This window comes from Microbacterium gubbeenense DSM 15944 (assembly GCF_000422745.1).
Classification (GTDB): domain Bacteria; phylum Actinomycetota; class Actinomycetes; order Actinomycetales; family Microbacteriaceae; genus Microbacterium; species Microbacterium gubbeenense.
Window position 1 is genome coordinate 238,490 of record NZ_KE383914.1, and the last position, 13,485, is coordinate 251,974.

Genomic DNA, 13,485 nt, shown 5'->3' on the forward strand with positions numbered 1-13,485 from the left:
CGCAGAACGCCCCGTCGCCCTCTCAGGGTGGCGGGGCGTTTTCGCGAGTTCTGAGACGATCCGAGACTTCCGGACACTGTGCAGGGTGAGAGACGATATCCCAAAGGGGTGGATGGATCGATGCACGCACAGGGAAGAAGCGACGCCGAGCTCGTCGCGGCCTCCGCGAGGGGCGACGCGCTGGCGTTCCGCGAGCTGTTTCGGGCCTATGTGCGCCCGGTGTTCTGGATCGCGCACGGGCTCCTCGGAGACCGGAGCGACGCCGAAGATGCGGCGCAGGAGACGTTCGCGACGGCGTGGCAGAAGGTGCGCGGGCTTGAGCTCGCGGGCGACTCCGCGCTGCCGTGGCTCGCGACGATCTGCCGCTTCGTGGCGGCGAACCGGATCCGCGCGCGTCGCCGCGAGCGCGAGCACGTCGCAGGATCCGTCGACGAGCGCCACCCCGACACGGTCGACGTCGCGCAGCAGGTGATCGACCGCGATCTCGCGGCGCGCATCGCCGATGAAGTGGCCGACATGTCGGCCGCCGACAGGCGCGTCTTCGAGCTCTGCATCGCCGAGGGGTACGCCTACCAAGCGGCGGCCGACGAGCTCGGCATCGCCCACGGATCCGTGCGCAATCGTCTCTCTCGAATCCGAACGCGCCTGCGTTCCGTCGTGAGGGAGGAAGCATGATGAGCGAGATCGAACGGGATCTGCCCGAGCTGTCGGACGAGTCCGTGCTGCGCATCGAGCGCGCCGTGATGGACGACATCGGCCGCGAGCGTCAGACGGCGCGGACGCGCGCGAAGAAGCGTCGGGGCTGGGTCGGGGCGGGCCTCGCCGCGGCCGCCGTCGTCGCGGGCGCGATCGTCATCGTGCCGGTCGTGCAGCAGAACGGGCTGAGCGGCGCATACGATTCCGCTTCGGGCGGGGCCGCGGAACAGGCCGCGCCCGAGAGCGCCGACGCGGAGGCCGCCGTCGAGACCGAGCGCCAGGTGATCCGCACCGGCACAGCGAGCATCGTCGTCGACGACGTGCAGGCCGCCACCGACGCGCTGTCGGACCTCGCCGACGAGCACGGCGGCTACGTCGAGGGCCTCGGATCTTCGGGCGACGAGGATTCGGGGGACGCGGGATACGGGTGGATCACCCTGCGGATCCCCGCGGACGACCTGGACGCCGTGCGTGCGTCGCTCGCCGAGCTGGGCGACGTCGAGCGCGAGGAGGTGTCGTCGGAGGACGTCACGGGACAGAGCGTCGACCTCGAGGCGCGGATCGATTCGCTGCAGGCATCCGTCGACCGTCTGGGTGAGCTGATGGCGAAGGCCGGATCCGTCGGCGACCTGCTCCAGGCCGAACAGGCCCTGTCGGAGCGGCAGGCCGAGCTCGAGTCGCTGCAGCGCGAGTACGACCGGCTCGGAGACCAGGTCGCGATGTCGACGCTCAGCGTCGACTTGACACGGTCCGCATCGGCGAACGTGGATCCGAACGGCTTCGGCGACGGACTCGTCGCAGGGTGGAACGCGCTTGTCGGCTTCCTGGGCGGCCTCATCGTGGTGATCGGTGCGGTGCTCCCGTGGGTTGGTGCAGTGGGCGTCGTGGCGTTCGTCGTCTGGCTGATCGTGCGACTGGTTCACCGACGCCACAAGCGCGCTGTCAGGCGGCCCGAGTAATCTTGCCGCGATGACCGACTTCACCGTGCGCCCAGCCCGCGCTGCCGATATGGCGGCGGTGCACGCGATGCTTCAGCCCTATGTCGACCGTCGCATCCTGCTCGGCAAGGATCTCGTGGTGCTCTATGAGGCCACGCAGGAGTTCCTCGTCGCGGTCGACGAGCACGATACGGTGATCGGCTGCGGCGCGCTCCACGTCATGTGGGAAGACCTCGGCGAGGTGCGCACCCTGCTCGTCTCCGACGAATGGCTGCACCGTGGCGTCGGACGGCGACTCGTCGAAGCGCTCGAGGTCGTCGCGCGCGAGCTTGGCGTCACCCGCCTGTTCTGCCTGACGTTCGAGACAGCGTTCTTCGCGCGCCGCGGGTTCACCGAGATCGGTGAGCACGTCGTGTCGCCGGACGTGTACTCGCAGCTCGTGCGCAGCCCCGACGAGGGCATCGCCGAGTTCCTCGACCTGGCGCACGTGAAGCCGAACACGCTCGGCAACACCAGGATGCTCAAGCACCTCACTTAGGCTGGATCGGTGAGCGCGAAGCGGAGATCGTCGAAGGTGGTCTATCGGCGGCGTCGGCTCGCCGTCGGGTGCCTCACGCTGATCCTGCTCGCGGCGGTCGTGATCGGTATCGTGTTCGGGATCCGTTGGCTCATCACGGAGAAGCCGTGGGAGAACCTCCCGTTCGTCTCGGGAGAGCCTGCGGCGGAGGAGACGGTTGATCCGACTCCAACGGTGTATCCGACCGCGCGCGGCGGCGGCGACGCGGAGCCGACGCCGGAGGCGACCGAGGAACCCGAGCCGGAGGCCTGCGCGGCCGGCGCGCTCGAGCTCGCCGCGGTCACGAACAAGACCGAGTACGGTGCCGACGACGACCCCAAGCTCGCGATGTCGCTCACGAACGTCGGGGGCGTCGACTGCGTCGTCAACGTCGGAACGACCGTGCAGCGGTTCGAGATCTCGAGCGGCGCGGACGTACGGTGGCGCTCGAGCGACTGCCAGGCGGATCCGACCGATCAGTGGGTCACGCTCGAGGCGGGCCAGACCGTGAAGTCCGAAGAGGCTCTCGTCTGGGACCGCACTCGGTCGTACGACAACACGTGCGATGCCGACGAGCGCCCCTCGGCCCCGGCCGGCGCGACCTACAACCTCACCGTGACCCTGGGCGAGGTCTCCTCCGAGCCCCGGAGCTTCACGCTGTAGCTGGTCGGTAGGCTTCTGGCATGGCGAAGAAGCGCAAGAAGCCGGTGCCCATGGATCCCGCCGAGTTCCGTTCCGAGGCGCTCGCGCAAGCACTCGAGAAGCAGGACATGGCGGCGATCGCGCTCGCGCTGCGCAATGGGAAGACGATCGTTCCGCTGATCTCTCCGGGCGCGCGCGACAATCCGCTCGACTCGGGCGAGGTGTGGACGTTCCGCGACCAGAAGACCGGAGACGTGGCGCTGCTGCTGTTCAGCGACGCGACGAACAAGCCCGAGAACCTGCCGCCCACGGTCGCCGCATACGGCCCCGACTGGCTGAAGACGTTCCTCGAGCAGTATCGCGACACGATCACGACGGTGTTCCTTGACATCGCGGGGCCTCACCCGATGCAGGCGCCGCCCGAGGAGCTGTTGCGGGCGCTCGAGGCGTAGTCAGGGCCCGACCGGTTCGCGTCTTTGTGCATCGCGGATTCCGAGCCACGACACGACGCCGCCGGCTGCCAACAGGGCCGACACGATCAGGCACGAGCGGTGGAACCCGTCGAGATCGAGCGATCCGCCGATCGCCGAGCCGATCATCGCCACCGCGATCAGCCCGGCCACGCGCGAGATCGCGTTGTTCACGGCGCTCGCAATCCCGCTCTGCTCGGGGCCGATCGCGCCGAGGATCGTCGAAGTGAGCGGCGACACGGTGATCGTCAGGCCCAGCCCGAACACGACCATCCCGGGCAGCACCTGCCACCAGTAGTCGAACGACGACCCGACCAGAAGCAGCATCGCGGAGCCGACCGCCATGACCAGCGGCCCGACCGTCATGAACCCCCGCGCGCCCCACCGGCCGGCGAGGGCGCCGACGCGCGAGCTGAGCAGGATCATGAGGATCGTGACCGGCAGGCTCGCGAGCCCCGCGAGCGTGGCCGACAGCCCGGCGCCCTCCTGCAGGTAGATCGCGAGCACGAAACCGTTGAGCGAGAGCGCGGCGTACACGAACATGGTCGCGACGTTGCCCGTCCAGAAGTTGCGCACGCGGAAGAGGCCGAGGGGCAGGATCGGAGATCGCACCGTCCGCTGCCGCAACAGGAACAGCACGAAGAGGAGGGCGCCGCCGACCCCGGTCACGAGGATCGCCGGGTGCAGCCACCCGAACCGCGGCTCCTCGATGAGCGCGTACACGATGCCGCCGAGCCCGAGCGTGCACATCAGGGCGCCGATGATGTCGATGCGGGCATCGGGCCGCCGCTCCGGATCCTTCACCCGGCGCACGAGCCACAGCGTCACCGCGATCGGGATCACGTTGATGAGGAACGCGAAGCGCCAACTCGCGAGGTCGACGAGCACCCCGCCGATGAGGGGCCCGACCACCATCGCCCCGGTCGTGAACGACGTCCAGGTGCCGATCGCCTTGGCACGAGCCGCTCCCGAGAACGCCGAGGTGATGAGCGCGAGCGAGCTCGGCACGAGGAAGGCGCCGGCCGCGCCCTGCACGAGCCGCGCGATGATGAGGATCAGCGGATCCGGCGCAAGAGCGATCGCGACCGATGCGATGCCGAACCCGACGAGCCCGATCCGCAGCACGAGTGCGCGGCCGAAGGCATCGCTGACGGATCCCGCGAGCAGCATCAGGGCGCCGAGCGTGATGAGGTAGCCGTCGACGACCCATTGTTGGGTCGACAATCCGCCGCCGAGCTCCCGGTCGATCGCCGGGAGTGCGACGTTGACGATCGTGCCGTCGAGGAATGATACGAACGACGCGAGGATCGCGATCCAGAGGATCCGCGTAGGAGAGGCCACGCCGAAAGCGTACGCCGGGAATCAGTTGACGTCGCCGTCGACGTACACCCAGCGGCCTCCGCGGCGCGCGAAGCGGGAGTGCTCGCGCAGCTCGCCGGCCCCCGACGCGTCCGTGTACCGCGCGACGAAGTCCACCGTGTCCTCGGTGGACGACACGATTGAGAGACCGGTCCAGGCGAGCGACGGATCCGCCGACACGTCGTCGGGCCGCGTGCGCGGGTGCCAGGTGCGGGCGAGGTAGAACGGATCCTGCTTCGCGAACGCCGAGTATCGCGACCGCATCAGCTCCTCGGCTGTTGCCGCGTCACGCTCGCCGCGGTGCAGCGGACCGCAGCAGGTCTCGTAGTCGGGGCTTCCGCAGGGGCAGGTCTCCATGGATCCATTCTCGCGCGGCCCAGAGGAATGTCGGGGGTCACGAATAGCCTGGACGCATGGCTTCGAAGCGCGCGACCCCGGCATACGTCTGCACCGAGTGCGGGTGGACGTCGATGAAGTGGGTCGGCAGGTGCGGTGAGTGCCAGCAGTGGGGCACGGTCGAAGAGCAGGGTGCGGCGTCGGTGTCGACGGGCGTCAAGGCGCTGGCGCCCCGGTCGGCGGCTCGGCCGATCACGCAGATCTCGACATCCGACGCGCCCCGTCGGAAGAGCGGCGTCGGCGAGTTCGACCGGGTGCTGGGCGGCGGCATCGTGCCGGGCGCGGCGATTCTGCTGTCGGGCGAGCCGGGCGTCGGCAAATCGACGCTGCTGCTCGAGGTCGCGGCCCGGGCGGCCAAGGAGGGGCGGCGCGTGCTGTACGTCAGCGCCGAGGAATCGGTGGCGCAGGTGCGGCTGCGGGCCGAGCGCACGAACGCGTTGCACGACGAGCTGTTCCTGGCGAGCGAGGTCGACCTCGGCACGGTGCTCGGGCATATCGACGAGGTCAAACCCGAGCTCGTGATCGTCGACTCGGTGCAGACCGTCGCCTCCGCCGAGATCGACGGCGCGGCGGGCATGCCGGGCCAGGTGCGAGCGGTGGCGTCGACGCTGATCCGTGTGGCGAAGGATCGCGGGCTGCCGGTGATCCTCGTCGGGCACGTCACGAAAGACGGGAACGTCGCGGGGCCGCGCGTGCTCGAACACCTCGTTGACGTGGTCTGTCACTTCGAGGGCGACCGTCAGACGGCTCTGCGCTTCGTCCGCGCGCTGAAGAACCGGTTCGGCCCGACCGACGAGGTGGGCTGCTTCGAGATGGCGGGCGACGGTATCCGCGAGGTTCCAGATCCGTCGAGCATGTTCCTCTCGCAGGGCGAGCCCGTCGCGGGCACGTGCGTCGGCATCTCGATGGAGGGCAAGCGCGCGCTGCCGGTCGAGGTGCAGGCGCTGGCGGTGTCGTCCGGCGCGCCCAACCCACGGCGCATCGTGCAGGGCGTCGATTCGGCGCGCGTGGCGATGGTACTGGCGGTGCTCGAGCGTCGGGCGAAGATCACCACGAGCAACGTCGACGTGTACGTGTCCACGGTCGGCGGGGTCAGGTTCACCGAGCCGGCGGCCGACCTGGCGATCGCGATCGCCGTGGCGGGGGCGATCAGAGACTGGTCGGTGCCGCGCGATGTCGCGGTCGCGGGCGAGCTCTCGCTCGCGGGGGAGGTGCGGCCGGTGACTCAGGCACCGCAGCGCCGATCCGAGGCGAAGCGCCTGGGTTACACGCGCGTGATCGACGAGCGCGCGTCGACCGTGTCAGCTGCGCTCGCCGCTGCCAAAGACCGCGCGCCGAAACCGCGCGCGCGACGCACCGACGATGACATCCCCGAGTTCTGAGCGGGAACAACGTGCGTGGGCGGTGAGTTGCACTGAATATGAGTGAAACGACCCGCCTCGGAATCGATGTCTGGCTCGATGTGGCGTGCCCGTGGTGCGCCCTCGGTGAGCGCCGCCTTGACAGCGTGATCGAGAAGCTGCCGTTCGGCGATGCCGTCGACGTGCGATTCCATTCGTACCAGCTCGATCCGAACGCGCCCGACCGCGCGACGATGACGCAGAGCGAGTACCTGGCGGGGCGCGGTCTCGACCCGGCGAGGCTCGAGGCCAGTCACCAGCACCTGAGCGCGTCCGGCAGCGAACTCGGCTTCGAGTTCGACCACGACGCCGTCGTGCCGTCGAACACGTGGGCGGCGCACCGCATGATCCAGGCCGCTGCCGCGGAGGGCGTGCAGGCGCAGGTCGTCGAAGCGCTGCTCGTCGAGTACTTCCAGAAGGGGCTCGACGTCGGCGACCTCGAAGCCCTCAAGGCGGTCGTGGTCGCAGCGGGCCTCAGCGAGGAGGTTGCGCAGCGCGTCGTGTCAGATCCGTATGCCTTCGACAAGGAGGTCAAGGACGACGTGGCACGCGCCGGTCAGCTCGGCATCCAGGGCGTGCCGTTCTACGTTCTCGACGGCCGGTACGGCGTCTCGGGTGCGCAGCCGGCCGAGGTGTTCGAGCAGGCGCTGACCCAGGTCTACGACGAACTCAACCCGAAGCCGGTGCAGCCCCTGAACGTCGTGGGCGCCGAGGGCGAGACCTGCGGGCCGGACGGCTGCGCGGTCTGAGGCACTACATCCACTTCCGCCACTTGAACAGCACGAACAGCACCGCGGCGAACAGCACCATGAGACCGACGGCAACCGGATAGCCGAACGCCCAGTGCAGCTCGGGCATCACGTCGAAGTTCATGCCGTACACCGCCGCAATGAGCGTCGGCGCGAACAGGATCGCCGCCCAGCCCGAGATCTTCTTCATGTCCTCGTTCTGACGCTGCGCGACGAGCGTCGCGTTGACGTCGAGGATCTGCGAGAGCGCCGTTCGGTACTCGAGGACGAGCGTATTTGCGCGCGTCAGATGGTCCGAGACGTCCTGCAGGTAGGTCTGGAGGTGCTCAGTGACGCCGTACTTCCCGAATCCGCTGTGCAGCGAGTCGATCACCTCTGCGAGGGCCGAGGTCGTGTGCTGCATATCGATGACCTCGAGGCTCAGGCGGTAGATGCGTTCCGCGACCGTCGCGTCGCCGCTGAAGACCTGGCGTTCGATCTGCTCCTTGTCGACCGCGATACCCTGCAGCACGGGGGAGTACCCGTCGACGATCGCGTCGATCAGGCGATACACGACGGCCTCCGCACCGTGCGCGAGCACGTTCTCGTCCGGGAGCAGGGCGCGCTCGTCGGTCAGGTTGATGCTGTCGGTGCCGTCGATCCACGTGCCGTCCTGGCACACGACAGCGACCGCGCCTGGGCGCACCAGAACATGGAACTCGGCGAAATCGACCTCTTCCTTGGCGTCGATGTAGTGGGCCGAGCGCACCACGAGGAACAGCACGTCGCCGTATCGCTCGAGTTTGGGGCGCTGCCCGGCGTGCACGAGGTCTTCGACGAGCAGCGGGTGTAGGTCCCACGCCGAGGCGAGTTCCGCGATGTCCTCGGGAGAGGGGCGCATGTAGAGAAACAGCGCAAGCCGGTCGGATCCATCGGCCGCGTATGCGAGGCCGTCTGCGACCGAGGCGTTCGCGGGCGGCTCCTCGGCGCGCCCGTCGGAGACGTACCGTGTGATGCGCGTGCGCGCAGGTTTCATCTCGACGGTTGCGCGCGGCGGCCGCCGAAATCCGTTCCGAGGCAGAGACATCGGGCCCACCCTTCGCGTCGCGGGAGCTCAGCGTATCGCAAGATTCCCCCGCGATCCCTGTCATTTCAAGGGATTGAGCGAGCCTTCAATGGCGATCTCGGCAGTGACGATGCCGCACTTGCGGGCCAGGTGCGGAGCACCGCAGCTCCGTCGGTGCTAACGCCGAGAACCGCAGTCGCGTGCGTTCTGCCGCGGGCGTCGCCGTGTGCTGAGATTCGTCGATAATTCGACGAGCTTCACCAATATGCTGAACACGTGACGACCAGCCAAGACGCGGTGACACCGCTCGAATCCACACAATCCGTGCGGATCGCTCCCCACACCATCCTGCTCAACGTAGTGGCAGTGATTTCATGGATCGCGATCATCAGTGTGATGGTCTGGCAACGGGCGCTCGACCCCACCGATGTGTGGGATCCGCCGGCCGACGACGCGTCGCTCGTTGGCGAGTTGGAAGCTTGGGTCGATGTCCTGTTCATCGTGGCGATCAGCGCGACCGTCGGCCTCATCGTCCTCGGTGCCGTGCGCCATATGCTCAACCAGCTGACACCTGCGCCGAAGTAGGCGCAACGAAGAGCCGGACATCACTGAGGATAGAAAAATCCCCCGCGATCCTTGTCATTTCAAGGAATCGCGGGGGATTTTCTCTGGCGGTGACGGCGGGATTTGAACCCGCGGTAGGTTGCCCTACACAACATTTCGAGTGTTGTACCTTCGGCCGCTCGGACACGTCACCGAGATCAAGCTTACGGATCGGTGACCAACGCACAAAATCTGGTGGCTGGGGATCGGCTGAGGGCGCGTCGCCTCGACGTAAATGTTCGATCATGTGCGTTATGCGAAAAAAGTCCCTTGACGTGCGTTTGTGAGTGCCTATTGACTGTGTCGCGTAACGACCAACATTTCGCGCCCGACGAAGGGCGCTCAGGCTGCGCGGCAGTGGTGCCGCCGACCACATGGAGATCCGACATGACCTCGAAGAGACGTTCACGCCCCGCCGCCCGACGCGGAGCACGGTGGCGGGTGACGACCGTCGGGGTTGCATCGGCCATGGCGCTCGGCGGTATCGCGGCTCCCTTCTCTGCGACGGCGGCGACGGCGGATCCGGTTCAGGTCGCGGTGACAGGTGCGGACGTCGCCGCGGCCGCGGAGAACCGCAATGGGCTCACGTTCAAAGGGTTCGGCGTGCTCTCGGCGAACTCGACGAGCGCGCTGCTGATGGACTACAAGGCCGCGCAGCCCGAGAAGTACTGGGAGCTGCTGACGACGCTCTACGGCGGCGATCGCCCGATCATGAACACCGTCAAGATCGAGATGGGCAACGACCGCAACACGTCGACCGGGCCCAACGCCGCGACCATGCGCAGCCGCGACGAGTACCCGAACGTGCTGCGCGAGCCGGGCTTCCAATTCGCCGCCGACGCGCAACTGGTCGCCGACGGCGACATCCACCTCAGCATCCTCCGGTGGGCCACTCCCGCCTGGGTCGCCGACAAGGCCGACGAGTACATCTGGTTCAAGAACACGGCTCTCGCGGCGTACCGCGAGTACGGCATCATGGTCGATTCGATCAACCCCGACTACAACGAGACGCACGACCCGAACGCCGCCGTGTACAAAGAGTTCTCCGCGAAGCTGCGCGCCGACGAGGCCGGCTACGAGGGCGCGACGGCGGAGGATCCGAACAACGGGTACGCATCGGCCGAGGAGAAGAGTCTGCTGCAGGCAGTGCAGACCGTCGCGGGCGACACCGTGGGAACTCCGCCGACCGCGTTCGGCGACCAGCTCACGGATCCCGACGACTCGTCATTGCGCGACGCGGTCGACATCATGGGCTTCCACTACAGCAGCGGCGACGACGCCAACGCGAACATGACGAAGGCCGCCGAGCAGCTCGACATGGAGGTCTGGAACTCGGAGGGGCAGGCCACCTTCTCGAACTCGGCCGATCGCCCGCACAACACCAACGACGACGGTGTGGGCGGTGCCGGAACGGGCATCGGCGGCGTGAACAGCGCGCTCGAAATGGCCAACTGGATCACGACGGGCTTCGACGCATCTCGCCGCACGATGACGATCTACCAGCCGGCGATCGGCTCGTTCTACGATGGCTTCCAGTACTCCTCGAAGGAGCTCGTCAGCGCTCGGGACCCGTGGTCGGGGTGGCTGTACTACGACGCTGGACTTGCCGTTCTGCAGCACTTCACGCAGTTCGCGACCCTCGGGTGGGAGAACGCGACGGGTGCCGCCGACGCGAACGGGATCTGGCGCGCGATCCCGCAGGCTTCGGACAGCGGGCTCGGCCGCGGAAACCCGCCGAGCGGCGCACGCGAGGGCGGCGACTCGTATACGACGCTCGCCGCGCCGGACGCGACGGACTTCTCGACGGTCATCGTGAACGACAGTTCGTTCACTCGCACGTACGAGATCACGGCGAGTGATCTCGACCTGGGCGACGATGCCGCGATGGAGGTCTGGGAGACGCGCGCGGCAGACACCGGAGACACATACGACGCGAACTACGTCGCGCCCATCGACGAGGTCACGGCCGACGATGGCGGTACCTACACCGTCACCGTCAAGCCATGGTCGACCGTCACCGCGACTACGCTGGATCTCGCCGAGGCATCTGACGGAGTGCTGACACCGCGCGAGGGGGCGGGAAACAAGCTCCCGACCTCGCCCGAGTACACCGCGGAAGACGGCGGCCGCGATGTGCTCGATACCGATGCGGCAGGCGTCGTCAATGGCGTGACGGACGACGACGTACTCTATGCCGACGACTTCGATTACGCGGAAGAGGGCGCGATCCTCACCTACGACCCGGAGTCGGGCGAACTCGTCGACTCCGGTGATTCGTACCTCGAATCCCGGGGCGCGAAGGCGAAGCTCGACGGCACGCCCGGCGCGACCGCTGAGAGCGCAGGCGCGACGCCGCGCTACACGAACGACACGAACGGTGCGTTCGAATCGGTCGCGACAGCGGATCCGGAGCACGATCGGGTGCTGCGTCAGCAGATCGGTCCGGACATGGTGGGCAGCGCCTGGAACGGCGGCGATCCGAAGACGACGATCGGCGACTCGCGCTGGGCGAACTACACGGTCTCGACCGATGTGCTGTTCGAGCCGGGCAGCGACCAGTACGCGACGCTCGGCGCGCGCGAGCAGGGCGGCACCTCCAACGGACAGAACGTCTCGGCCGCCGAGCTGCGCGTGGATCCGACCGGCGCGTGGGAGCTTCAGCGATACGGCGATACGGTCGCGAGCGGTCTCGCCTCCGACACCGAGGGTGCCGACTTCCAGACCGGCTCCGATGTCTGGAACACTCTCGCGGTTCGCGTCGCGGGCGACACCTACACCGCGTTCATCAACGGTGCGCAGGTCGCCGAGTACGTCGATCCGTCCCCGCAGGCGACCGGCCGAATCCAGCTCGGATCGTCGTTCGGATTCACCCAGTTCGACAACCTGAAGGTCACGCCGCTCGACGGGTACACCCCGTACTACACGGACGTCATCGACGGCATGCATCAGAGCAGCTGGGCCGACACGTCGGCGCCCGTGCTCTCGTTCGACGACAACTGGAGCCACCTCAACGGCCAAGGAATGTACGAGTGGCAGCGCACGCGAAACGCCAGCACGGGCAATGGTGCGACCATGAGCTACACCTTCTCGGGAACCGGACTCGACCTCATCGGCAGCAACACGGGTGAGGCGCTGATGAACGTCAGCGTCGACGGTGAACCGGTGCTCCGGAATGCCCCGACGCTCCAGGCGGGCACCGAGAAGACCGCTCTGCACCTGCGCGGGCTGGCAGACGCCGAGCACACAGTCGAGTTCCAGACGGCGAACGACGCTGAGTTCAACGTCGACGCGGTCGGCGTGGTCAAGGCGATGGCAGACTCCTCCCACGTCGATCTCGCGACGCTGAACGAGGCGATCGCCGCGGGCGAGAAGCTCGATTCCGAGGGGCACGACCCCGAGAAGTGGGCGGTCGTTCGAACGACGCTCGATGCGGCGCAGTCGGCTGCCGCGGATCCTGCGGCGTACAGTCTCGACGCCGAGGGCGCGCAGGCGCTCGCGAACCGCCTCGACCGCGCGGTCGAGCAGCTGACCGCGCGCGACATCGTGAAGATCGGGCTCGCGGGTTCGGTGAGCATCGACCAGCAGTTGCCGGAGACGGTCCCCGTCGACGGCGACGAGCGCGCGGTGACCTGGGACCAGGAATCGATCGATGCGCCCCGCGAGGCGTACGAAACGCTCGCCGTGAGCGGTGTGCTCGACGAGCGCACGGCGGTCGAGGCCGAGTACGAGATCGTGCCGGACGGGATCCGGTACTTCATCGACGGGGGAACCGCAGGTGAGGACTCGCCGCAGTACGCTGCCGTCGCGAGTTCCTTCCCCTCCCTGCTGAACGATGCGGTGGACCGCGCATCCGACTCGGCGGACGCGTGGGGCCACATCGTTGACGGCATGAATGTGAAGGAAGGAGAGGACCTGCGCGACAAGTACTCGACCGGCCTCTGGCAGGCGACGAAGGATCTGCAGTACCGACTGCCGCTCGAGGCCGGCACGTACACGCTGACGGCCGGATTCAACGAGTGGTGGGGCGTGAACCGCCCGATGACCCAGTCGGTATCTGTGGGCGGAGAAGAACTCGCCGCCGCCGACGTCGCGCTGTCCGCTTCGAACGACCGGGTCGCGGCAGAACTCACCTTCACCCTCGAGGAGGCGGCTACGGTCGACTATCTCGTGACCGGCGAGAGCTCTGATCCCGTGATCTCGTGGCTCGCAGTGGCGGGGGAGACGGACGACGCTCTGGCGATCGAGTCGGAGGTCGCGACGCGGACGGTCGGCAAGAAGGCCTTCATCGTCGCGTCGGTGACGAACGCGTCGGATCAGGTCGCGGACATCACGGTGACCACCGAGTACGGCGAGAAGCGTCGCCGCAACGTTGCGCCGGGCACCACCATCTCGATGGTGTTCAACTCGCGACTGGTCCAGCTTCCTGCGGGTGAGATCACCGTGACGGGGGCGGGCGAGGACGGGGCGGAGTACTCGGCCACGGTGCCGTACGACGCGGTGGAATAGACCGCGACCGAACGAAGCAGCGGGCGCCGACCCTTCAAGGTCGGCGCCCGCAGTTGACGCTCAGTAAGGCCTACGCCTCGCCCTCCGCCTGGGAGGGGTGCTTCTCGAACCACAGGGGGCGGCCG

Annotated in this window: 12 protein-coding genes and 1 tRNA gene; 9 read left to right on the forward strand and 4 right to left on the reverse strand. The window is 67.8% G+C overall.

Going from position 1 to position 13,485, the window contains the following annotated elements; genetic code table 11:
* Positions 1-120: 120 nt before the first annotated feature.
* The 5 genes from G510_RS0114445 to G510_RS0114465 are packed head-to-tail and all read left to right on the forward strand — an operon-like array spanning position 121 to position 3,284.
* Positions 121-675, forward strand: a complete 555-nt coding sequence (locus G510_RS0114445) for an RNA polymerase sigma factor (RefSeq protein WP_029154187.1) — start codon at positions 121-123, stop codon at positions 673-675.
* Entirely contained in the window at positions 675-1,655 is a 981-nt protein-coding gene (locus G510_RS0114450; RefSeq protein WP_051216808.1) for a DUF4349 domain-containing protein, read from the forward strand. The genes G510_RS0114445 and G510_RS0114450 overlap by 1 nt, the downstream gene beginning before the upstream one ends.
* Positions 1,656-1,665: 10 nt before the next feature.
* Positions 1,666-2,172, forward strand: coding sequence for an amino-acid N-acetyltransferase (locus tag G510_RS0114455; protein ID WP_029154189.1), 507 nt, complete (start codon positions 1,666-1,668; stop codon positions 2,170-2,172).
* 9 nt (positions 2,173-2,181) lie between these two features.
* A complete protein-coding gene (locus G510_RS0114460; protein WP_029154190.1) occupies positions 2,182-2,853 on the forward strand; it encodes a hypothetical protein in 672 nt (223 codons plus the stop codon).
* 20 nt (positions 2,854-2,873) lie between these two features.
* Positions 2,874-3,284 carry an SseB family protein gene (locus G510_RS0114465; protein ID WP_029154191.1) on the forward strand — a complete coding sequence of 137 codons (411 nt, stop codon included), beginning with the start codon at positions 2,874-2,876 and terminating at the stop codon, positions 3,282-3,284.
* Here the strand turns inward: G510_RS0114465 and G510_RS0114470 are convergent, their stop codons facing one another.
* Both G510_RS0114470 and G510_RS0114475 read right to left on the reverse strand, forming a co-directional pair.
* A complete protein-coding gene (locus G510_RS0114470) occupies positions 3,285-4,643 on the reverse strand; it encodes an MFS transporter (protein ID WP_029154192.1) in 1,359 nt (452 codons plus the stop codon). It abuts the gene before it with no gap.
* 21 nt (positions 4,644-4,664) lie between these two features.
* Complete coding sequence (locus G510_RS0114475; protein WP_029154193.1) at positions 4,665-5,018, reverse strand: YchJ family protein; 354 nt, start codon at positions 5,016-5,018, stop codon at positions 4,665-4,667.
* Positions 5,019-5,074: 56 nt separating this feature from the next.
* Between G510_RS0114475 and radA the strand changes: the two genes are divergently transcribed.
* Positions 5,075-6,439, forward strand: coding sequence for a DNA repair protein RadA (radA, locus tag G510_RS0114480; RefSeq protein ID WP_029154194.1), 1,365 nt, complete (start codon positions 5,075-5,077; stop codon positions 6,437-6,439).
* A 38-nt stretch (positions 6,440-6,477) separates the two neighbouring features.
* Positions 6,478-7,206 (forward strand): DsbA family oxidoreductase, encoded by a 729-nt coding sequence (locus G510_RS0114485; RefSeq protein ID WP_029154195.1) that lies wholly within the window; start codon positions 6,478-6,480, stop codon positions 7,204-7,206.
* Between the two features lie 4 nt (positions 7,207-7,210).
* On the opposite strand, the gene G510_RS17245 is transcribed toward G510_RS0114485, so the two are convergent.
* Positions 7,211-8,272 carry a magnesium and cobalt transport protein CorA gene (locus G510_RS17245; protein ID WP_051216809.1) on the reverse strand — a complete coding sequence of 354 codons (1,062 nt, stop codon included), beginning with the start codon at positions 8,270-8,272 and terminating at the stop codon, positions 7,211-7,213.
* 255 nt (positions 8,273-8,527) lie between these two features.
* Here G510_RS17245 and G510_RS0114495 point away from each other — a divergent pair, with 255 nt between their 5' ends.
* Entirely contained in the window at positions 8,528-8,836 is a 309-nt protein-coding gene (locus G510_RS0114495) for a hypothetical protein (RefSeq protein ID WP_029154196.1), read from the forward strand.
* Between the two features lie 84 nt (positions 8,837-8,920).
* Here the strand turns inward: G510_RS0114495 and G510_RS0114500 are convergent.
* Positions 8,921-9,008 (reverse strand) — tRNA-Ser (locus G510_RS0114500).
* Between the two features lie 233 nt (positions 9,009-9,241).
* Between G510_RS0114500 and G510_RS17250 the strand changes: the two genes are divergently transcribed.
* Complete coding sequence (locus G510_RS17250; protein ID WP_084644413.1) at positions 9,242-13,360, forward strand: 3-keto-alpha-glucoside-1,2-lyase-like domain-containing protein; 4,119 nt, start codon at positions 9,242-9,244, stop codon at positions 13,358-13,360.
* Positions 13,361-13,485: the final 125 nt, after the last annotated feature.

Excerpts from the sequence above, each read along its gene's own strand:
- G510_RS0114485 (WP_029154195.1), top strand. The coding sequence starts at position 6,478 with ATGAGTGAAACGACCCGCCTCGGAATCGATGTCTGGCTCGATGTGGCG.
- G510_RS0114450 (WP_051216808.1), top strand. The coding sequence starts at position 675 with ATGAGCGAGATCGAACGGGATCTGCCCGAGCTGTCGGACGAGTCCGTG.
- G510_RS0114445 (WP_029154187.1), top strand. The coding sequence starts at position 121 with ATGCACGCACAGGGAAGAAGCGACGCCGAGCTCGTCGCGGCCTCCGCG.
- G510_RS0114465 (WP_029154191.1), top strand. The coding sequence starts at position 2,874 with ATGGCGAAGAAGCGCAAGAAGCCGGTGCCCATGGATCCCGCCGAGTTC.
- radA (WP_029154194.1), top strand. The coding sequence starts at position 5,075 with ATGGCTTCGAAGCGCGCGACCCCGGCATACGTCTGCACCGAGTGCGGG.
- G510_RS0114455 (WP_029154189.1), top strand. The coding sequence starts at position 1,666 with ATGACCGACTTCACCGTGCGCCCAGCCCGCGCTGCCGATATGGCGGCG.
- G510_RS17250 (WP_084644413.1), top strand. The coding sequence starts at position 9,242 with ATGACCTCGAAGAGACGTTCACGCCCCGCCGCCCGACGCGGAGCACGG.
- G510_RS17245 (WP_051216809.1), bottom strand. The coding sequence starts at position 8,272 with ATGTCTCTGCCTCGGAACGGATTTCGGCGGCCGCCGCGCGCAACCGTC.
- G510_RS0114475 (WP_029154193.1), bottom strand. The coding sequence starts at position 5,018 with ATGGAGACCTGCCCCTGCGGAAGCCCCGACTACGAGACCTGCTGCGGT.